Raw genomic sequence first — 17,893 nt, forward strand, 5'->3', positions numbered from 1 at the left:
TCTGCGATCTTCACCGGAATCCAAGCCTGAGCCACTACCGTGAGATGCGATGAAGGTCATCTCGTACAACCTGCAGAAGCACCGCGCCGCAGGAGAGCTCGCGGCACTGGTCTCGGCGCACGATCCCGACATCCTGTGCCTCCAGGAGTGCGACGTCGTCGACCTGCCCGAGAACATCGGCGACCTCACCCTCGCGGATGCGACGCAGGGGAACCGCCTCGGACTCGCGATGTTCTACCGCGCGAGCGAGTTCCACCTGCAGGGCATCCGCACGATCGAGCTGAAGAAGTCACTGCACGACCGCATCGCCAAGCCCGCGCACGAACGGGTTCTGGGCGCGCGACTGAGGAACATCGACGCAGGACGCGACTTCATCGCGGCATCGTTCCACGCGGCGCCGCTGACGGCCCTGAACTCCCTGCGCCGGCACCAGATCCGGGCCGCCCTCACCGAGCTCGCGACCCTCGGCGAAGGGCTGCCGCAGCTGATGGTCGGCGACTACAACTACCCGGTGTTCAAGGAGAACCTCGGTCAGACGATCCGTGAGCACGGATACGCGCTGACGTTGAGCGACGACCACACCTACACCCGCTACCGCGTGTTCCGTGGTCACTACGACTTCGCCACCTCGGTCGGCTTCGAGATCCAACGGGTCACCACCCTCCCGCAGGGGATGAGCGACCACCGTCCGATCCTCGTGACGACGCAGTTCGACTGATCGCCGATCAGCCCGGTTTGGGAGAACGTCCGGAATGACGTAAGCTGTCACTTTGGTACTCGACTGCCGAGCACTAACGAACGTGAGCCCTCCACTGGCGTGTTCATCCCTGTAGGGAAGAACCACCCCGGAGTGGGATTCACGAACTTCTCCGTTCGAACAAGAAAGCAGCACTATCGTGACGCGCACTTACTCCCCGAAGGCTGGCGAGGTCCAGCGTGACTGGGTCGTCATCGACGCCACTGACGTCGTTCTCGGCCGCCTGGCCTCGCACGCCGCTACGCTCCTGCGTGGCAAGCACAAGCCCACCTTCGCCAACCACATCGACTCGGGTGACTTCGTCATCATCGTGAACGCAGACAAGGTCGCGCTCACCGGTCAGAAGCTCCAGAAGAAGCTGGCCTACCGCCACTCGGGTTACCCGGGCGGCCTGAAGTCGGTCACCTACGCCGAGCTCCTCGAGAAGAACCCGATCCGCGCTGTCGAGAAGGCCATCCGTGGCATGCTCCCCAAGAACAGCCTGGGCCGTCAGCAGCTGTCGAAGCTCAAGGTGTACGTCGGTGCCGAGCACCCGCACGCCGCCCAGCAGCCGCAGACGTACACCCTCGACCAGGTCGCCCAGTAAGCGCCGTAAAGACTTAAGGACATACTCGTGGCTGACATCCAGGACACCACCGAAAACCCCCAGAACTTCTCGACGTCGACTCCCGAGACCGACGCAGTCGAGGCGGCTCCCCGCCCCGTGCTCAGCGTCCCGGGTGCCGCTGTCGGCCGTCGCAAGCAGGCCATCGCCCGCGTGCGTCTCGTCCCCGGCTCGGGAACGATCACGGTCAACGGCCGCACGCTCGAGGACTACTTCCCGAACAAGCTGCACCAGCAGCTGATCAACGACCCGTTCACGATCCTCAACCTCGCCGGCGGCTACGACGTCATCGCGCGCATCTCCGGTGGTGGCCCCTCGGGTCAGGCCGGCGCGCTGCGTCTGGGCATCGCCCGTTCGCTCAACGGCATCGACGAGGAGAACAACCGTCCGACCCTGAAGAAGGCCGGCTTCCTCTCGCGCGACGCGCGTGTCAAGGAGCGTAAGAAGGCTGGACTCAAGAAGGCCCGTAAGGCGCCTCAGTACTCGAAGCGTTAAGGTCAACCGCTCCGATGCCGATCTTTGGCACGGACGGTGTGCGGGGACTCGCCAATGGCATCCTCACCGCCGACCTCGCGCTCACCCTGGCCCAGGCGACTGCTGTCGTCCTGGGCCAGGGCCGTACTGCGGAGGCTCGCAAAGCCGAAGGCAAGCGACTCACCGCAGTCGTGGCCCGCGACCCCCGCGTCTCCGGTCACTTCCTGACTGCAGCTGTCGCCGCAGGACTCGCGTCCTCGGGCGTCGACGTGCTCGAAGCCGGGGTCATCCCGACCCCTGCGCTCGCGTTCCTCGTCGCCGACCGTGACGCTGACTTCGGTGTGATGATCTCCGCCTCGCACAACGCGGCGCCCGACAACGGGATCAAGATCTTCGCCCGGGGCGGCGTGAAGCTGCCCGATGTCGTAGAACAGCGCATCGAAGAGGCGATGGCGGGCGAGAAGCTCCGTCCCACGGGCGCGGGAGTCGGCCGGATCGACCGATTCTCCGACGCTGAAGACCGCTACGTGGTGCACCTGCTCGGCTCGCTGCCGAACCGCCTGAACGGCATCAAGGTCGTGCTCGACTGCGCCAACGGCGCGGCATCCGGTGTGTCTCCCGAGACGTTCCGTGACGCAGGCGCCGAGGTCACCGTGATCGGCGCCGACCCCGACGGCTGGAACATCAACGACGGCGTCGGATCGACGCACCTCGACAAGCTCGCCGAGGCGGTCGTCCGACTCGGCGCCGATGTCGGGATCGCCCACGACGGCGACGCCGACCGCTGCCTCGCGGTCGACGCGCAGGGCAACATCATCGACGGTGACCAGATCATGGCCATCCTCGCGGTGTCGATGAAGCAACGTGGGCATCTGACCGACGACACGCTCGTCGCCACCGTCATGAGCAACCTCGGCCTGCACGTCGCCATGCGCGAGCACGGGATCACCGTGCGCCAGACGGCCGTCGGCGACAGGTACGTCCTCGAGGACATGGACAGGGGCGGCTACGCCCTGGGGGGCGAGCAGTCGGGTCACGTGATCATGAGCGAGTACGCCACCACCGGTGACGGTCTGCTCACGGGTCTTCACCTGGTCGCCGAGATGGCACGTCAGAACAAGACGATCGCCGAGCTCGCCGCCGTGATGAAGGTCTACCCGCAGGTGCTCATCAACGTGCGCGACGTCGACAAGGACGCCGTGGACGCCGACCCCGTCGTGCAGCAGACCGTCGCCGAGGTCGCCGCCGAACTCGGCGAGACCGGTCGAGTGCTGCTCCGCAAGTCCGGAACCGAGGCCCTCGTCAGGGTCATGGTCGAGGCGGCTGACGCCGAATCCGCTCGGTCGTACGCCGATCGGCTGGTCGCCGTCGTGCGAGAGCGACTCTCCCTCTGAGCCGTCGAGCGCGCCGTGCGAGCCCGACCTGCAGGTCAGCCGCGCGGCGCGCTCCAGTTCAGCTGCTCTATGTATCGCAGCAGGACGCCCTCGCGCAGCGCCCACGGCGACACCTCGAGCTCATCGACGTCGAGAGCCGTCATGGCCGTGTGCAGCGACACCGCCGCGGCGACGATCTGGAAGGTGCGATCCGCGGTGATGCCGGGAAGCTCCTGTCGCGCGGACGCGGGCAGACGCGCCAGCCGCGGGATCCACGACCCCAGTGACGCACGCGGCAGCACCATGCGCTGGATCCCCGACCACCCCGGCACCGGGTAGCCCGCGAGCCTGGCGAGCGATCGGATCGCCTTCGACGAGCCGACGACGTGATCGGGGCGCGGCAGCGCGGTGAAACGCGGGAGCACCTCGGCGAGGGTCGCGGTCGCGTGCTCCCGAAGTCGCTCGACGTCGTCTTCACCCGGCGGATCATGCGGCAGGAACTGCACCGTCATCCGGCCGGCTCCGAGCGGGACCGATGCCGCGGCATCCGGCAGCTCGTCACCGCCCGCCGCGACTTCGAGCGATCCGCCGCCGATGTCGAGGAGCAGCAGTTGTCCGGCCGACCAGCCGAACCAGCGCCGCACGGCGAGGAACGTGAGTTCGGCCTCGGTCTCTCCGTCGAGAACCTGGAGCGGCTGGCCGAGGGCCGCCTCGATGCGGGCGATCACGTCGGCCCCGTTCCGGGCGTCACGCACCGCACTCGTCGCGGTGGCGAGCAGCTCGTCGACCCGCTCGGACTCAGCCACTTCGCGTGCCTGAGTGACGGCAGCCTCGAGTGCGCGCACTCCGTCTTCGGAGATCGAACCGTCCTCGGTGAGGTAGCGCATCAGGCGCAGGACGGTGCGGTCGCTGGTGGTCGCCAGCGGCCGACCGCCGGGGCGAACATCGGCGGCGAGCATGTGGACGGTGTTGGAACCGATGTCGAGTACTCCCAGGCGCACGGATAGAGACTACTCGTGCGCCGTTACGATGTATCCGTGACCACCGCCGATCCCACGCTGCCGCTGTCTCCATATCGCGAGATCGGTCGTGACGAATGGGCGCGATTGGCGGCGGGCCTCGATCAGCCGCTCACCGAGACCGAGGTCGTCGAGCTTCGCGGCATCGGCGACCGCCTCGACCTCGCCGAAGTGCGCGAGGTCTATCTGCCCCTGAGCCGGCTGCTCAGCCTCTACGCGACGGCCACGAAGCGACTGGGGGCCGCGACGAGCTCGTTCCTCCAGGAGGACGACTCGACGACCCCGTTCGTGGTCGGAGTCGCAGGCTCCGTCGCTGTCGGCAAGTCGACCATCGCCCGTCTGCTGCGTGAGCTGATGAGTCGGTGGCCGGGCACCCCTCGGGTCGAACTCGTCACGACGGACGGGTTCCTGCACTCGAACGCCGAGCTCGAACGCAGAGGCCTGATGGACCGCAAGGGCTTCCCCGAGTCGTACGACCGGCGAGCGCTGCTCGAGTTCCTCACCGAGGTGAAGAGCGGGGCCGCAGAGGTGCGGGCGCCCTTCTACTCGCACATGCGCTACGACATCGTCCCTGATGCGCACGTGGTCGTGCGGCGCCCCGACGTCGTCATCGTCGAGGGGCTGAACGTCCTGCAGCCGCCGCCCGCACCCAACGATGTGGCCGTGAGCGATCTCTTCGACTTCTCGATCTTCGTCGACGCCGACACCTCGCACATCGAGAAGTGGTACGTCGACCGCTTCCTCGCCCTGCGTCAGGGAGCCTTCTCGAACCCGTCGTCGTACTTCAACGTCTTCGCCCATCTCACCGACGAGGAGGCGATCACGACGGCACTCGGCTATTGGAACGAGATCAACATGCCGAACCTCGTCGAGAACGTGATGCCGACCAAGCATCGAGCGCGTCTCGTGCTCAACAAGGGCGTGGACCATAACGTCGAGAGCGTGCTTCTCCGCAAGCTCTGAGCGGGCCCGGGGCTTTCGTTCGGAACCTTCGCAAAAACCCCGCCTTACTCTTGACGACATGTGTGGAATCGTCGGATACGTGGGCCCGCGGCCCAGCCAGGACATCCTGCTCGCAGGGCTCGCCCGTCTCGAGTACCGCGGCTATGACTCGGCAGGCGTCGCGGTCATCGACGGCGAGGGCTCGCTGGGCATGCGCAAGAAGGCGGGAAAGCTCGCGATGCTGCGCGACTCGCTGAAGGATGCCGCCCTCGCCGACGGCAACACGGGCATCGGGCACACCCGCTGGGCCACCCACGGTGGCCCCACCGACGAGAACGCGCACCCGCATCTCGCCGATGACGACAGGCTCGCCGTGATCCACAACGGCATCATCGAGAACTTCGCCTCGCTGCGCGACGAGCTGCTCGCAGACGGCGTGGCGTTCCGCAGCGAGACCGACACCGAGGTCGCGGCCGCGCTGCTCGGTCGTGACTACCGCAACAACGGCGGCGACCTGCAGGGCGCTTTCCGTGCGGTGGTCAACCGCCTCGAGGGCGCGTTCACCCTGCTCGCGATGCACCAGGACCACCCGGGACTCGTCGTCGGCGCACGACGCAACTCGCCGCTGGTGATCGGCCTGGGAGAGGGCGAGAACTTCCTCGGCTCCGACGTCGCCGCGTTCATCGAGCACACCCGCAAGGCGCTCGCCATCGGACAGGATCAGATCGTCTCGATCACCCCGGATGCCGTGACCGTCACCGACTTCGCCGGCACGCCGGTCGAGGCCGAGCCGTTCGACGTGTCGTGGGACGCCGCCGCCGCCGAGAAGGGCGGATGGTCGAGCTTCATGGCCAAGGAGGTCTCCGAGCAGCCCGAGGCGGTCGCCAACACCATCCGCGGTCGCATCCAGGGCGACCAGGTCGTCATCCCCGAGCTCGACGGACTCGACGACCTGTTCCTCGGCATCAACCGCATCATCATCACCGCCTGCGGCACCGCCGCGTACTCGGCGCTCGTTGGCAAGTACGCGATCGAGCAGTGGGCCCGCATCCCCGTCGATGTCGAGCTCGCCCATGAGTTCCGCTACCGCGACCCGGTGATCGGGGACGACACGCTCGTCGTCTCGATCAGCCAGTCCGGTGAGACCATGGACACCCTGATGGCCGTGAAGTACGCGAGCGAGCGCGGCGCGCGCACCCTCTCGATCTGCAACACCCAGGGCGCCACGATCCCGCGCGAGTCCGACGCTGTGGTCTACACGCACGCCGGTCCCGAGGTCGCGGTCGCATCGACCAAGGCGTTCTCGGCGCAGATCACCGCTCTGCTGCTGCTGGGCCTGCACATGGGGCGCGTGCGCGGATCCGTCCAGGATGCGTCGGTCGACGTCGCCGAGCTCACGGCCCTTCCCGAGAAGATCGCGAAGGTCCTCTCGAGCGAGCAGGAGCACGTCACGCAGCTCGCCGGCTGGATGGCCGACACCCGCTCCGTGCTGTTCCTCGGCCGCCACGTGGGCTTCCCGATCGCCCTGGAGGGCGCGCTCAAGCTCAAGGAGATCTCCTACATCCACGCCGAGGGCTTCGCCGCGGGCGAGCTCAAGCACGGTCCGATCGCGCTGATCGAGCCAGGGCAGCCGGTCTTCGTCCTGGTGCCGTCTCCCCGCCACTCGGCCGTGGTCCACTCCAAGGTCGTCTCGAACATCCAGGAGATCCGCGCGCGCGGCGCTCGCGTGATCGTGGTGGCCGAAGAGGGCGATGCGGCGGTCCTGCCCTTCGCAGACGAGGTCATCCGCATTCCGCTCGCCGGAGCGATGTTCGAGCCGCTGCTCGCTGTGGTGCCGCTGCAGATCTTCGCCATGGCGCTCGCCACGGCCAAGGGCCTCGACGTCGACCAGCCGCGCAACCTCGCGAAGTCCGTCACCGTCGAGTAGGTAGTCTGATTCAGTTTCCGAGACGGATGGCTGGAGATATCCCGCGTGGCTGACGGATGCAGGACACTGTGCCAGCCAGCCGGGGAATTCTCAGCCATCCGGCTCAGGAACGGGAGCGCGCCAGTGCGCTCATGATGGCGCCGGCGACGATCTCCCAGTCATGGATGATCATCGCGTAGTCGAAGCGGAGCGTCTCGTATCCCAGTCGAGATGCTTCGGCATCCCTTCTCAGGTCCCGGTGACGCTCTGAGCGGCCAACGTGGTTGCCCTTGCCGTCTGCCTCGAGGATCACGCGCCCCTCGAGCACGAAGTCGACTCGGCCGACCCCGTCGATGACGACCTGCGTCGAGACATGGATGCCGAGGATACGCAGCCTCAGCCTGACTATGGACTCGAGCCCGCTGTCTGCATCGTGGCGGGCGAGATCGATAAGCCATCGAGCGCGCGCGGGCAGCGCAGCACGGATGCGACGCCGTGCCGATGCTCCGATCAGCCGCTGCGCCCACGCAGACTCGAAAGCGGCGAAGAAGAACTCGTCGCCATGACATCCGTACGCATGCACGAGCGACGCCTCGACCGGCGCCAGTCCCAGATGCATCCGCCCTGCACGGTAATGCTCCACGCAGAGGCATCCGGGATGAGCATGCGTGCGCCCGGCCTGACCCAGCCACACGTGGGGGTGCTCGTCGTTTTCGAGCACCCAGACGCCGTGCAGGCGGAGAGCTCCTGAACATGACAGCGCGCCCCCGTGCAGGGCTGCTGTGCGCACATCCGGCGCACACGTCGGTGAGGCGAACACTCCGGCGCGGAGGCGTATCAGGTCGCCGCGGCGAACCGCGAGCGAGAGGTCCTTTCGTGTGCACCCGAAAGAAGCGAGTCGCGATCCGCGGGCGATTCCGCCATGGAGTTCGACGAGGGTCAGTGGCGAGGGCATCCGCAGATCCTCTCGCGAGTGTGCGCGGTGAGCGCGCGGTTACCTCCTGGTGGGGATCGATCTCCTGGTGGTGCGGGTTGTGCAGGAACGGTCACCACCGCCGGATGGCTGATGATTCCCCGGTGGGCGGGAGTTGCGGGCGTGGTTGGGCCGCCCAGCGGGCGATGACCAGCCATCCGGGGTGGGGTGACTGCCGAGGAGAGCAGTGGGACGGGGTGGCCGGGCCGGACGTGGGCTTGGCCGAAGCGGGCGGGTGCCGCGACTAGGCTGAACGGGTGATCATCGGGACCGGCATCGACCTCGTGGACATCCCGCGGTTCGAGCGCACGATGGAGCGCACGCCGCGGCTGCGGGAGCGGCTGTTCGCGCCGGGGGAGCGGGGGCTTCGGCTGCCGTCGCTTGCGGCCAGATACGCCGCGAAGGAAGCCCTGATCAAGACCCTCGGCGGTTCTGACGGAGTGCACTGGATCGAGATCGAGATCGCCTCAGAGGCCTCGGGGCGCCCGCATTTCGTGCTGTCCGGGTCGACCGCGGACGTCGTCGCGGAGCGCGGGATCACCCGACTGCATCTGACCCTCACCCACGACGCAGGGCTCGCCGCCGCGTTCGTCGTCGCCGAAGGAGAGCCCCTGTGACCGTTCCGTTCCGCGAGGCCCGCATCGAGCTGGATGCCATCAGCGACAACGTCCGCCACTTCCGCCGTCTCACCGGCGTGCAGGTCATCGCCGTGGTCAAGGCGAACGCCTACGGCCACGGCGCCGCGGCCGCAGCCGTCGCGGCCCTCGCCGGCGGCGCTACCCGCCTGGGCGTCGCCGAGATCCCCGAGGCTCTCGAACTCCGCCGACAGGGCATCACCGCTCCGATCGTCGCGTGGCTGCACGCGCCAGGTGAACGGTTCGACCAGGCGGCAGCGCACGACATCGAGGTCGGCATCTCGTCGTTCGACCAGCTCGAGGCGGCCGGTGCCGTCGCCTCGGTCGATCGCCCGGTCGGAGTGCACCTCAAGTTCGAGACGGGGCTCTCGCGCAACGGCATCGCGCCGGCCGACTGGCGGCGCGTGCTCGCCGAGGCCGCGCGTCTCGAGCGCATCGGACGGCTGCGGATCATCGGGCTCTTCAGCCACCTCTCCAACACGTCGCCGCAGGACGACCGTGAGGCTCTGGCGAAGTTCGAGGAGGCGGTCGCTGTCGCGGCGTCGTTCGGCATCCACCCCGAGATCCGCCACATCGCCGCGACGGCGGCCGCGATCGACCTGCCCGAGATGCGACTGGATGCCGTACGCATCGGCATCGGCATCTACGGCCTCTCTCCCTTCGACGACCGTTCCTCGGCAGAGCTGGGGCTTCGCCCCGCGATGACGTTGCGGGGTGCGATCGCCGCCGTCCGCAGGGTGCCCGCCGGGGCAGGAGTGTCGTACGGATACGACCACCGCGCACCGCGCGACACGACTCTGGTGCTCGTGCCGCTGGGCTACGCCGACGGGGTGCCTCGGCACGCGTCCGGACGCCTGCCCGTGTCGATCGCCGGTCGCCGTTACACCAACGTCGGCCGCATCGCCATGGACCAGTTCGTGGTCGACGTCGGGGACGCCCCGGTGTCGATCGGTGACGAGGTCGTGCTGTTCGGCGACCCGACTCTCGGTGTTCCCTCGGCGGCGGAGTGGGCCAACGCCGCGTCGACCATCGACTACGAGATCGTCACGCGCATCGGCCCGCGCGTGCCCCGGCGGTCGGCATGAGCATCGATCCGGCCCTCCTCGGACGCCTCGAGATCGAGACGTCGGAGGCAATGGAGCAGCTCGGGCTCCGCATCGGCGAACAGCTCGAACCCGGGGATCTGCTGATCCTGACCGGTCCCCTCGGCGCGGGGAAGACGACGTTCACGCGAGGGCTCGCGGAGGGGCTCGGTGTGCGAGGCCCCGTGCAGAGCCCCACGTTCGTGATCGCCCGCACGCACCCCTCGCTCGTCGGACGTGCGCCGCTCGTGCACGTCGACGCCTACCGTCTCGGCTCCGGCGCAGAACTCGACGACCTCGACCTCGACCTCTCGCGATCAGTGGTCGTGATCGAGTGGGGGCGCGGAATGGCTGAGGATCTCGCCGAGACCTGGTGGGACATCGAGCTGGAGCGTCCCGTGGGCGGCGACGACGATCTCGACCCGTCTGAGCTCGACGCCGACGCCCCGCGGCACGTGACGATCACGCGCGGCGGGCGCTCAGCGATCACCGGCTGAACGGCGACTACCCTGGAGAGGTGATCCTCGCCGTCGACACCTCCCTGGGCACCGCCGTCGCCCTCATCGACGACGACGGCACACGTCTGTCCGACGCCTCGGCCGCCGACCCGCTCGGTCACGCGGAGGTCATCGGCGAACTGCTCGTGCGAGCTCTCGACGCGGTCGGCACCGGGTCGATCAGCCACGTCGTCGCCGGCATGGGCCCCGGCCCCTTCACCGGACTCCGCATCGGCATCGCGACGGCCCGCACCTTCGCGATGGGCAGGGAGATCCCCGTGATCCCCGTCCCCAGCCACTTCGCCGCAGCGCTCACCGCGATCGAGCACGACGCCGCCACCGGCCCGTTCGCGATCGTGACGGATGCTCGCCGGCGAGAGGTCGCCATCACCGTCTTCGACGGGACGGATGCCGACGGCATCCCGAACATGGTCGCCGACACCGTGCTGGTCGCCAGGGTCGACGCCGACGAGCACCTCGACGGCATCCGCCGCATCGACGTCGAGACGCTTTCCGCCGTCGACCTCGCCCGTGTGGGCGCGCGATCGCTGGCCGTGGGCCGAACGCTCACCGGAGCCGAGCCCCTGTATCTGCGGCAGCCCGATGTCACCGTGCCCGGAGCGCCGAAGAAGGTGGGCTCGTGACTCTCCGCGAAGCGACTCCCGACGACCTCGAGGCCATCATGGCGATAGAGCACCGGTCCTTCCCCACCGACGCCTGGAGCTCGGAGGCGATGGCGCTGGAGCTCGCGAGTCCGCACGGTCGCTATCTCGTCGACGAGCACGAAGGATCGATCATCGGCTACGGCGGAGTCCGCGCCCTGCAGGGATCGCTCGATGCCGACATCCAGACGATCGCCTTCGATGCAGAGCACCGCGGCGCCGGTCGCGGTCGCGCGCTGCTTCGGGCGCTTCTCGAGGCAGCCGTCGAACGCGGCGCGCGCGAGGTGTTCCTCGAGGCGCGCGCCGACAACCCGAGCGCTGAGGGGCTCTACCGGTCAGAGGGGTTCGAGGAGATCGGCCGCCGCCCCCGTTACTACCAGCCCGACGACATCGACGCGGTCGTGATGCGCCTCGCGCTGCAGCATCCGCGTTCCGACCATCGAGACGAGTCCGCCCCGGATGCCGCGAAGGAGGCGACCGCATGACCGAGCCGCTGGTGCTGGGCATCGAGACGAGCTGCGACGAGACGGGGATCGGCATCGTCCGCGGGCGCACGCTGCTGTCCAACACGATCGCGTCGAGCATGGACGAGCACGCCCGCTACGGCGGCGTCGTGCCCGAGGTCGCCGCCCGAGCCCATCTCGAGGCCCTGCAGCCGTCCATCGACGCCGCGTTGGCGGAGGCCGGGGTGCGCCTGGAAGACCTCGACGCAGTCGCCGTGACCAGCGGGCCGGGCCTCGCGGGAGCCCTGATGGTCGGCGTGGGCGCCGCGAAGGGCCTGGCAGTGTCGCTCGACAAGCCGCTGTATGCCGTCAACCACCTGGTGGGCCACATCGCCGCCGACATCCTGACCCCCGACTCCGAGCCCCTCGAGTACCCGACGATCGCCCTGCTCGTCTCGGGCGGCCACACGTCGCTGCTGCATGTGCGCGACCTCACGACCGACGTCGAGATGCTGGGCGAGACCATGGACGATGCCGCGGGGGAGGCGTTCGACAAGGTCGCCCGTCTCCTGTCGCTGCCGTACCCCGGCGGCCCCGAGATCGACCGAGCGGCGCTCGACGGAGACCCTGACGCGATCCGGTTCCCCCGCGGGCTGTCTCGGGCGTCCGACCTGGCGAAGCATCGCTACGACTTCTCGTTCTCGGGACTCAAGACGGCGGTCGCGCGCTGGGTCGAGCGCTGCGAGGCCGACGGCCTGCCCGTGCCGGTCGCCGACGTGGCCGCCAGCTTCCGCGAGGCCGTCGTCGACGTGCTCGTGACGAAGGCGCTCGCCGCATGCGCCGACCTCGGTGTGCCGCGCCTGCTGCTCGGCGGCGGAGTCATCGCCAATCGACGTCTGCGCGAAGTCGCCCTCGCCAGGGCCGAGGCCGCCGGAGTCACGGTGCGGATCCCGCCCCTGTCGCTCTGCACCGACAACGGCGCCATGATCGCGGCTCTCGCCGCGGAGCTGATCTCGTCGGGTCGGCGCCCGTCGACGCTCGCCTTCGGAGCAGATTCCACCCTTCCGGTCACCGAGATCCAGGTCGACGAGCGCGTCGCGGTGATGTGATGAGCGACGTGCCGCGCACGCCCGATCCGGTGGGTGCAGAACCAGGGCCCGATGCCGTGCTGCCTCCGACCAGGATCGAGCGCCCGAGCGACGAGGTCGAGCATCCGGCGGGTTCCGCGCGGATACCGGGGTCGCGCCGCGAGGGTTACACGAGGCTGCCGACGGGGCCGGTCGGAGTCGAACCGGTGGTCGTCAGCGGACCAGTGGCCGACGGTGTCGGGCGAGACGACGACTGGGCCCCCTCGACCGGAGCGACTGCCGTCGATGACACCCGTCTCGCACCCTGGGCTCTGATGGCGGCCATCGTCGCTCTGGTCTCGTCGTTCTTCGTCGGCTGGGGCATCCCGATCGCCGTCGTCGCCGTGATCGCCTCGATCATGTCGCTGCGACGACCGGTCGAGAGCCGGGCCATCGCACGGTGGGCGCTCGTTCTCGGCCTGTGTGCGACCGTCTACAGTCTCGGCTGGCTCGTGTGGGCCGGCATGCAGTTCGAGAGACTCGGATAGCGGATGCTCGACGCGGACGAATCCGTCGAGCTGCGGGCCCTCCAGGCCCGGGCCTACGGTCGTGCCGGTGCTTTGGACGAGGCGGAGGCCGCGCGGCTGCGGGAGCTGGAGGCCGGGAGGGCGCGTGGAGCGGAGCGCCCCGCGCCGACGCGACCGGAATCGCACGCGACGGCACCCCCGCAGCTCGAGACCTCGACGTCGATCGTCGCCGAGGGAGGCGGGCCTGCGGCGTCTGGGGAGGTCGGCGCGACCGGCGCGGCCCACGGCGAATCCGCGCTGCGACGACACTGGCCTGTCGTCGTGATCAGTGCGGCTTTCGCTGTCGTCGGCCTCGTGCTGGGGTGGCTGATCTTCGCCGACCGTGGTCCTGCACCGATGCATCTCACCGCACAGCAACAGGAGTGGCAGAGCGCGATCGTCGCGTCGGGCGACTTCGACCCGGGCTCGGTACGCGCCCTGACCCAGGAAGAGGGCGTCGTGATCTGGTTCGCGACGAAGAACGAGGGCGCCGACGTGTGTCTCGTGCTCGGTCATGAAGACGCCACGGCTCCTGCGTGCACGACGCGGGAGCAGGCGACGATCCAGGGCGTGAATGCCACGCTCGCGAAGCCCGTGAGCGCTGCGCAGACCTATGACATCCAGGCGCAGATGTTCCTCACGCAGAGCGGCGAGCCGGCGGTCATCACCCGCAGTTTCATCACGTCGTCGCAGTCCACGTCGATGTTCGCCAGCGAGGCCGAGGCCGAGGCAGCGACATCGCTCGCCGAGCAGACCGGATTGGATCGCCGCACGATCCTGGTCGTCGGCTATGACGACGAGGTGCCGATCTGGACCGGGATCGACACGTCCACCCAGCGCTACTGTCTCGTCTATGACGGGTCCATGCCCGACCCTCCGATGGTGTGCGACGACAGCCTGATGCTCGCGGATGCGGACCGGACGCTCGTGCTCGACGTCGCAGACGACGGCGAGACGACCCGCTATGAGTACCAGTTCGGCTACGGTCAGCAGTACCTCACCGTGACGAGGGGCTGGGAGAGCGACGATGCTGCAGGAGAGTGAGTCTGCCGAACTGCGCGCTCTGCAGGTCAGAGCTTACGGCCGTGGGGGCGGGCTGGCCGAGGCCGACGCGGCGAGGCTGCTCGAACTCGAATCCCTGCGCGTCCAGCGTGCCGAAGTCGCCCGAACCGCGGTCGCCGCCCCGGTGATCCCGGGCGTGGAACCGGTCGACGTGGTGCATCCGACGGATGGCTCGGTGCTTCCGCATGCCGAAGCACCCGTCTCGGACATACCGAGTGCGAATCCCGCGGATGAGGGATCTCCCGGACGACCACTCGAGGAGACGGGGCTTCGCGCGGCGATCCGACAGCACTGGAAGGCGGCCGCGGTCGCATCCGCGGCCATGCTCGTGATCGGCCTCGGTGTCGGATGGGCTCTTTTCGGGCACACCGGTGGCGCCGTGGCGCTGACCTCCGAACAGCAGCAGAGGCGCGCTGAGCTGCAGGCGGAGGGCGAGTTCGACGCCGGCAGTCTGCGGGCGATCGGACAGGATGAGGCGGCCCTCGTCTGGTACGCGACGAAGGACGACGGCGAGACGATCTGCATCACGCTCGACACCGCCGAAAGGTCGGCGGATCAGTGTCAGCCGGCCGCCGATCTCGACAACGGAAACGGCATCGGCATCAGCGCCAGCGTCACCGTCTCGGACGAGGAGGGCGAACCCCCCGAGCAGGTCTGGGCGTCGGCGGCACGGGCGATGAACGGAGAGGTCGTCGCCATCATCCAACGCTGGCGATCGGATCAGGACTCCTGGCTGGCCCAGTTCCAGGGTGAGGAGAGGGAACGGGCCGAGCAGCTGATCGAGGAGGGCTTCGAGGAGTACTCGTTCTCGATCGTCGGCTACTTCCGCGATGCCCCCGTCTGGCGTGCACAGCGCCTCGATGACGATGACATCCGCGACTGTCTGATCGTCGACGCCGTCGAGAGCGTCGAATGCCGCGTGTCGGGTGACGAGCAGTTCTCCGGCGACGGCATCGAAACCCGAGGAGTCACCGTCGACGAGACGGGGACCGTCGCTGCGGAATGGAGCGTGCGCCTCGCGTACACACTGAACGGCACGCCGTACCTCGTCGTCTCCGGCGACACCGCAGCAGTCGCCGCGGAGCAGACGGTCGGGCCGGGGGAGACGCTCGAGCTCGGCGGCGAGAAGCAGGACCCGATCCAGGTCGACCTCCCGTCCGACGACTCCGACGGCTAGGGTCGCCCGGGCGGACGCTACTCGGGCGCGGGCACCCGATCGGCGAGGATCGCGCGGCGCTGATCGCCCACACGGGTGAGGATCAGCGTCGCCGCCTGATCGCCCCGCAGCGTCAGCTTCTTGCGGAAGGCCGCGGGGTCGATGTCCATGCCGCGCTTCTTGATCTCGAGCGAACCGACGTCGTTCGCCTTGAGCACGGCGCTGATCGCCTTCGGATTGGCGGGCATCGTCTCGCGCACCCGGAACGACTGCACGAACGGACTCGTGAGTGCGGCATCGGAGGTGAGATACGCGATGCGCTCGTCGAGCATCCCCGCGTCGAGACTGCGCGCGACGTCGCCGATCAGGCGCGCCCGGATCACCGCGCCGTCCGGCTCATGCAGGAAGGAGCCGAGCTCACGTACGGGCGCGTCTTCGGCATCCGCTCCCGCGGTGAGCTCGTGCGAGCGCTCGCCGCGGATCACGAGGGCGGACCGGCGGATGCCGTCGCGAGCGAGCGCCCTCGTCCACAGCACGAGTTCGACGACGCTGCCGTCCGCGCTCACCCACTGCGCCTCGGCGTCGCTGGGGAGCGCCTCCCGATCGTGACCGGGGCCGAGCTTGATGCCGGTCGAGGTGCGGGAGGCCACGTCGAAGGCCCAGTCCAGCGGCGGAGAGTAGTCGTCGGTCGACACGCGCCGCGTCTCGCTGTGACCCGCGGTGCGGCGGGCGGGGTCCATCCAGATCGCCTGAGTCTCGTCGCTGTCGACCGGCACGTGGTTCTCGGCGGTCCCGTGCGTCACCACCGCGCTGTCGCCGAAGGGTGCGAGGTTGTAGGCGGCGATCGCAGCGGTCACCTCGTCGGCGTCGACGGCGACGACATCGATTCCGGCGCCGGCGAAGGCGAGCGAGTCCCCGCCGATACCGCATCCGAGATCGGCCACCCGAGTGATTCCGGCTCGGCGCAGTCGCTGGGCATGCCGCGCGGCGACGCCCAGTCGGGTGGCCTGCTCGAGCCCGGCGCGGGTGAAAAGCATCCGCGATGCGAAGTCGCCGAACTTGCCCTTCGCCTTGGTGCGGAGACGCGCCTGCCCCACCACAGCCGAGACCAGTTCGGGGGAGTGCCCGGCGGCGCGCAGCCGAGACACGATCCGAGCGACATCGGCGACCTCGTCGACGGGACCGAGGTCGTCCAGAGTCTTCAGGCCTTCGGGGGTGAGCAGGGCGCGCAGCTCGGAGATCTCCACGGCTCCAGCTTAGGCGGCGGTCCGTGCGGGCCATTGGCACTCGCATTGCGTGAGTGCCAGCTGAGCGCCTAGACTGAATTAGCACTCTCGGGTTGAGAGTGCGAAAAGTCTTCCTGTCAGCGTCAAGAAAGAAGAGGTAGACCGTGTCGGTTTCCATCAAGCCGCTCGAGGATCGCATCGTCATCAAGCAGGTCGAGGCAGAGCAGACCACCGCGAGTGGCCTGGTCATCCCCGACACCGCCAAGGAGAAGCCCCAGGAGGGCGAGGTCGTGGCCGTGGGCCCCGGCCGCATCGATGACAACGGCAACCGCGTTCCGCTCGACGTCGCCGTGGGCGACCGTGTGCTCTACAGCAAGTACGGCGGCACCGAGGTGAAGTTCGGCGCAGACGAGTACCTCGTCCTGTCGGCTCGCGACGTGCTCGCAGTCGTCGTCCGCTGAGACAACGTCTTTGGAAGGCCCGGATGCATCACGCATCCGGGCCTTCCTGCATGTCTGGAACGTATCCGGCGACCGGGGTCGAGACTCAGCGCGGTTCAAGCAGGGCGATGGCTGCAGCGGCAGCGCTGCCGGGCGCCGCGCTGTACGCGAGGATGCGCTGGCCATCGCCTTCGGGCAGGTGCAGGACCTCGTAGCGGAGGGTGAGGTCCCCGACGACGGGGTGGCGGAAGCGCTTGTCGCCGCTGGTGCAGAGCCTGACCATGTGTCCCGCCCAGAGCTTCGCGAAATCCGGGCTGCTCAGGCTCAGTTCGCCGATGAGTCCGGCGAGCTGTCGGTCGTCGACGAATCGCGCGGCGACGTACCGCAGCGATGCCACGGCCAGCGCCGCCTCTTCCTGCCAGTCGGCGTACAGATCCCGCGTGTGCGGATCGAGGAACAGCATCCGGATGTGGTTGGGGCGATCTGCGGGCCGAGACGGCGCACCGACCTCGACATGGCCCGCCATCAGGAGATGACCGGCGCTGTTCCAGTCGAGGATGTCGTTGAAACGACCGAGCAGCACGGCCGGTACGCCCATCGCGTGCAGCAGCTGGGAGGCGCCCCGGCGCGGCTGCTCCGGTCGTCGGGGGCGGCGGGGAGCAGCGGATCTCGGCCGCGCGAGCGCTCGGAGATGCGCATGCTCGTCGGGGTCGAGGTGGAGCGCACGGGCCAGACTGTCGACGACCGCATCGGAGGCATTCTGCGACTGGCCCTGCTCGAGGCGGGTCAGGTAGGTCACCGAGACCCCTGCGAGCCGTGCGAGTTCCTCTCGACGCAGGCCCGGAACCCTGCGCCGACCGAAGCTGGCCACCCCGACGTCGTCCGGGGTGACGCGATCCCGCCGCGACCGCAGGAAGTCTCCCAGCTCGGTCACCGGCCTCTCGGAGGCCATCGATCTGGCGAGCGCGGTGTGCGGATCCATGGTGCCATTCTCCCCGACAGCCGCGGG

At 68.8% G+C, this 17,893-nt stretch carries 20 protein-coding genes; 16 read left to right on the forward strand and 4 right to left on the reverse strand.

Annotated features, from left to right (window positions below):
- The first annotated feature begins 49 nt into the window (after nucleotides 1-49).
- The 4 genes from ACZ0AA_RS18130 (at nucleotide 50) to glmM (ending at nucleotide 3,229) form a co-directional block, all read left to right on the forward strand.
- Entirely contained in the window at nucleotides 50-718 is a 669-nt protein-coding gene (locus tag ACZ0AA_RS18130; protein WP_400861901.1) for an endonuclease/exonuclease/phosphatase family protein, read from the forward strand.
- 178 nt (nucleotides 719-896) lie between these two features.
- Nucleotides 897-1,343 (forward strand): 50S ribosomal protein L13, encoded by a 447-nt coding sequence (rplM, locus tag ACZ0AA_RS18135; protein ID WP_042539156.1) that lies wholly within the window; start codon nucleotides 897-899, stop codon nucleotides 1,341-1,343.
- Nucleotides 1,344-1,370: 27 nt separating this feature from the next.
- Complete coding sequence (gene rpsI / locus ACZ0AA_RS18140; RefSeq protein WP_042539158.1) at nucleotides 1,371-1,856, forward strand: 30S ribosomal protein S9; 486 nt, start codon at nucleotides 1,371-1,373, stop codon at nucleotides 1,854-1,856.
- A gap of 14 nt (nucleotides 1,857-1,870) precedes the next feature.
- Nucleotides 1,871-3,229 carry a phosphoglucosamine mutase gene (glmM, locus tag ACZ0AA_RS18145; RefSeq protein WP_400861899.1) on the forward strand — a complete coding sequence of 453 codons (1,359 nt, stop codon included), beginning with the start codon at nucleotides 1,871-1,873 and terminating at the stop codon, nucleotides 3,227-3,229.
- 35 nt (nucleotides 3,230-3,264) lie between these two features.
- Here the strand turns inward: glmM and ACZ0AA_RS18150 are convergent, their stop codons facing one another.
- Nucleotides 3,265-4,209 carry a Ppx/GppA phosphatase family protein gene (locus ACZ0AA_RS18150; protein WP_463513788.1) on the reverse strand — a complete coding sequence of 315 codons (945 nt, stop codon included), beginning with the start codon at nucleotides 4,207-4,209 and terminating at the stop codon, nucleotides 3,265-3,267.
- A 36-nt stretch (nucleotides 4,210-4,245) separates the two neighbouring features.
- Here ACZ0AA_RS18150 and coaA point away from each other — a divergent pair, with 36 nt between their 5' ends.
- Both coaA and glmS read left to right on the forward strand, forming a co-directional pair.
- Nucleotides 4,246-5,190 (forward strand): type I pantothenate kinase, encoded by a 945-nt coding sequence (gene coaA / locus ACZ0AA_RS18155; RefSeq protein ID WP_463513789.1) that lies wholly within the window; start codon nucleotides 4,246-4,248, stop codon nucleotides 5,188-5,190.
- A 58-nt stretch (nucleotides 5,191-5,248) separates the two neighbouring features.
- The gene (glmS, locus tag ACZ0AA_RS18160) at nucleotides 5,249-7,096 is read left to right on the forward strand and encodes a glutamine--fructose-6-phosphate transaminase (isomerizing) (RefSeq protein ID WP_463513790.1); all 1,848 of its coding nucleotides are present in this window, start codon (nucleotides 5,249-5,251) and stop codon (nucleotides 7,094-7,096) included.
- Between the two features lie 103 nt (nucleotides 7,097-7,199).
- Here the strand turns inward: glmS and ACZ0AA_RS18165 are convergent, their stop codons facing one another.
- Nucleotides 7,200-7,694, reverse strand: a complete 495-nt coding sequence (locus tag ACZ0AA_RS18165; RefSeq protein WP_463513791.1) for an endonuclease domain-containing protein — start codon at nucleotides 7,692-7,694, stop codon at nucleotides 7,200-7,202.
- 611 nt (nucleotides 7,695-8,305) lie between these two features.
- Here ACZ0AA_RS18165 and ACZ0AA_RS18170 point away from each other — a divergent pair.
- Genes ACZ0AA_RS18170 through ACZ0AA_RS18210 form a run of 9 tightly spaced genes read left to right on the forward strand, consistent with a single transcriptional unit; the run spans nucleotide 8,306 to nucleotide 15,239 of the window.
- Complete coding sequence (locus ACZ0AA_RS18170; RefSeq protein WP_053098944.1) at nucleotides 8,306-8,665, forward strand: holo-ACP synthase; 360 nt, start codon at nucleotides 8,306-8,308, stop codon at nucleotides 8,663-8,665.
- Entirely contained in the window at nucleotides 8,662-9,768 is a 1,107-nt protein-coding gene (gene alr / locus ACZ0AA_RS18175; protein WP_400861889.1) for an alanine racemase, read from the forward strand. Before ACZ0AA_RS18170 ends, alr begins: the two co-directional genes overlap by 4 nt.
- A complete protein-coding gene (gene tsaE / locus ACZ0AA_RS18180; RefSeq protein ID WP_400861887.1) occupies nucleotides 9,765-10,262 on the forward strand; it encodes a tRNA (adenosine(37)-N6)-threonylcarbamoyltransferase complex ATPase subunit type 1 TsaE in 498 nt (165 codons plus the stop codon). The genes alr and tsaE overlap by 4 nt, the downstream gene beginning before the upstream one ends.
- Before the next feature lie 20 nt (nucleotides 10,263-10,282).
- Nucleotides 10,283-10,906, forward strand: coding sequence for a tRNA (adenosine(37)-N6)-threonylcarbamoyltransferase complex dimerization subunit type 1 TsaB (gene tsaB, locus ACZ0AA_RS18185; protein ID WP_463513792.1), 624 nt, complete (start codon nucleotides 10,283-10,285; stop codon nucleotides 10,904-10,906).
- Nucleotides 10,903-11,409, forward strand: a complete 507-nt coding sequence (rimI, locus tag ACZ0AA_RS18190) for a ribosomal protein S18-alanine N-acetyltransferase (RefSeq protein ID WP_463513793.1) — start codon at nucleotides 10,903-10,905, stop codon at nucleotides 11,407-11,409. Before tsaB ends, rimI begins: the two co-directional genes overlap by 4 nt.
- Nucleotides 11,406-12,476, forward strand: coding sequence for a tRNA (adenosine(37)-N6)-threonylcarbamoyltransferase complex transferase subunit TsaD (tsaD, locus tag ACZ0AA_RS18195; RefSeq protein ID WP_463513794.1), 1,071 nt, complete (start codon nucleotides 11,406-11,408; stop codon nucleotides 12,474-12,476). The genes rimI and tsaD overlap by 4 nt, the downstream gene beginning before the upstream one ends.
- On the forward strand, nucleotides 12,476-12,982 hold the full coding sequence (locus ACZ0AA_RS18200) for a hypothetical protein (RefSeq protein WP_400861880.1): 507 nt from the start codon (nucleotides 12,476-12,478) through the stop codon (nucleotides 12,980-12,982). The genes tsaD and ACZ0AA_RS18200 overlap by 1 nt, the downstream gene beginning before the upstream one ends.
- 3 nt (nucleotides 12,983-12,985) lie before the next feature.
- On the forward strand, nucleotides 12,986-14,044 hold the full coding sequence (locus ACZ0AA_RS18205; protein WP_463513795.1) for a hypothetical protein: 1,059 nt from the start codon (nucleotides 12,986-12,988) through the stop codon (nucleotides 14,042-14,044).
- A complete protein-coding gene (locus ACZ0AA_RS18210) occupies nucleotides 14,028-15,239 on the forward strand; it encodes a hypothetical protein (protein ID WP_463513796.1) in 1,212 nt (403 codons plus the stop codon). The genes ACZ0AA_RS18205 and ACZ0AA_RS18210 overlap by 17 nt, the downstream gene beginning before the upstream one ends.
- A gap of 17 nt (nucleotides 15,240-15,256) precedes the next feature.
- Here the strand turns inward: ACZ0AA_RS18210 and ACZ0AA_RS18215 are convergent, their stop codons facing one another.
- Entirely contained in the window at nucleotides 15,257-16,465 is a 1,209-nt protein-coding gene (locus ACZ0AA_RS18215; protein WP_463513797.1) for a class I SAM-dependent methyltransferase, read from the reverse strand.
- A 143-nt stretch (nucleotides 16,466-16,608) separates the two neighbouring features.
- On the opposite strand from ACZ0AA_RS18215, the gene groES reads away from it, so the two are divergent.
- The gene (gene groES, locus ACZ0AA_RS18220; protein WP_039394204.1) at nucleotides 16,609-16,905 is read left to right on the forward strand and encodes a co-chaperone GroES; all 297 of its coding nucleotides are present in this window, start codon (nucleotides 16,609-16,611) and stop codon (nucleotides 16,903-16,905) included.
- Nucleotides 16,906-16,990: 85 nt separating this feature from the next.
- Here the strand turns inward: groES and ACZ0AA_RS18225 are convergent, their stop codons facing one another.
- Nucleotides 16,991-17,866 carry a helix-turn-helix transcriptional regulator gene (locus ACZ0AA_RS18225; protein ID WP_463513798.1) on the reverse strand — a complete coding sequence of 292 codons (876 nt, stop codon included), beginning with the start codon at nucleotides 17,864-17,866 and terminating at the stop codon, nucleotides 16,991-16,993.
- Nucleotides 17,867-17,893 lie beyond the last annotated feature (27 nt).

This window comes from Microbacterium sp. AC035 (assembly GCF_979258485.1).

Bases quoted from the DNA above. Each gene is read 5' to 3' on its own strand.
- ACZ0AA_RS18210 (WP_463513796.1), top strand. From the start codon at position 14,028: ATGCTGCAGGAGAGTGAGTCTGCCGAACTGCGCGCTCTGCAGGTCAGA.
- tsaD (WP_463513794.1), top strand. From the start codon at position 11,406: ATGACCGAGCCGCTGGTGCTGGGCATCGAGACGAGCTGCGACGAGACG.
- ACZ0AA_RS18225 (WP_463513798.1), bottom strand. From the start codon at position 17,866: ATGGATCCGCACACCGCGCTCGCCAGATCGATGGCCTCCGAGAGGCCG.
- glmM (WP_400861899.1), top strand. From the start codon at position 1,871: ATGCCGATCTTTGGCACGGACGGTGTGCGGGGACTCGCCAATGGCATC.
- tsaE (WP_400861887.1), top strand. From the start codon at position 9,765: ATGAGCATCGATCCGGCCCTCCTCGGACGCCTCGAGATCGAGACGTCG.
- glmS (WP_463513790.1), top strand. From the start codon at position 5,249: ATGTGTGGAATCGTCGGATACGTGGGCCCGCGGCCCAGCCAGGACATC.
- ACZ0AA_RS18205 (WP_463513795.1), top strand. From the start codon at position 12,986: ATGCTCGACGCGGACGAATCCGTCGAGCTGCGGGCCCTCCAGGCCCGG.
- ACZ0AA_RS18200 (WP_400861880.1), top strand. From the start codon at position 12,476: ATGAGCGACGTGCCGCGCACGCCCGATCCGGTGGGTGCAGAACCAGGG.
- ACZ0AA_RS18165 (WP_463513791.1), bottom strand. From the start codon at position 7,694: ATGCATCTGGGACTGGCGCCGGTCGAGGCGTCGCTCGTGCATGCGTAC.
- ACZ0AA_RS18130 (WP_400861901.1), top strand. From the start codon at position 50: ATGAAGGTCATCTCGTACAACCTGCAGAAGCACCGCGCCGCAGGAGAG.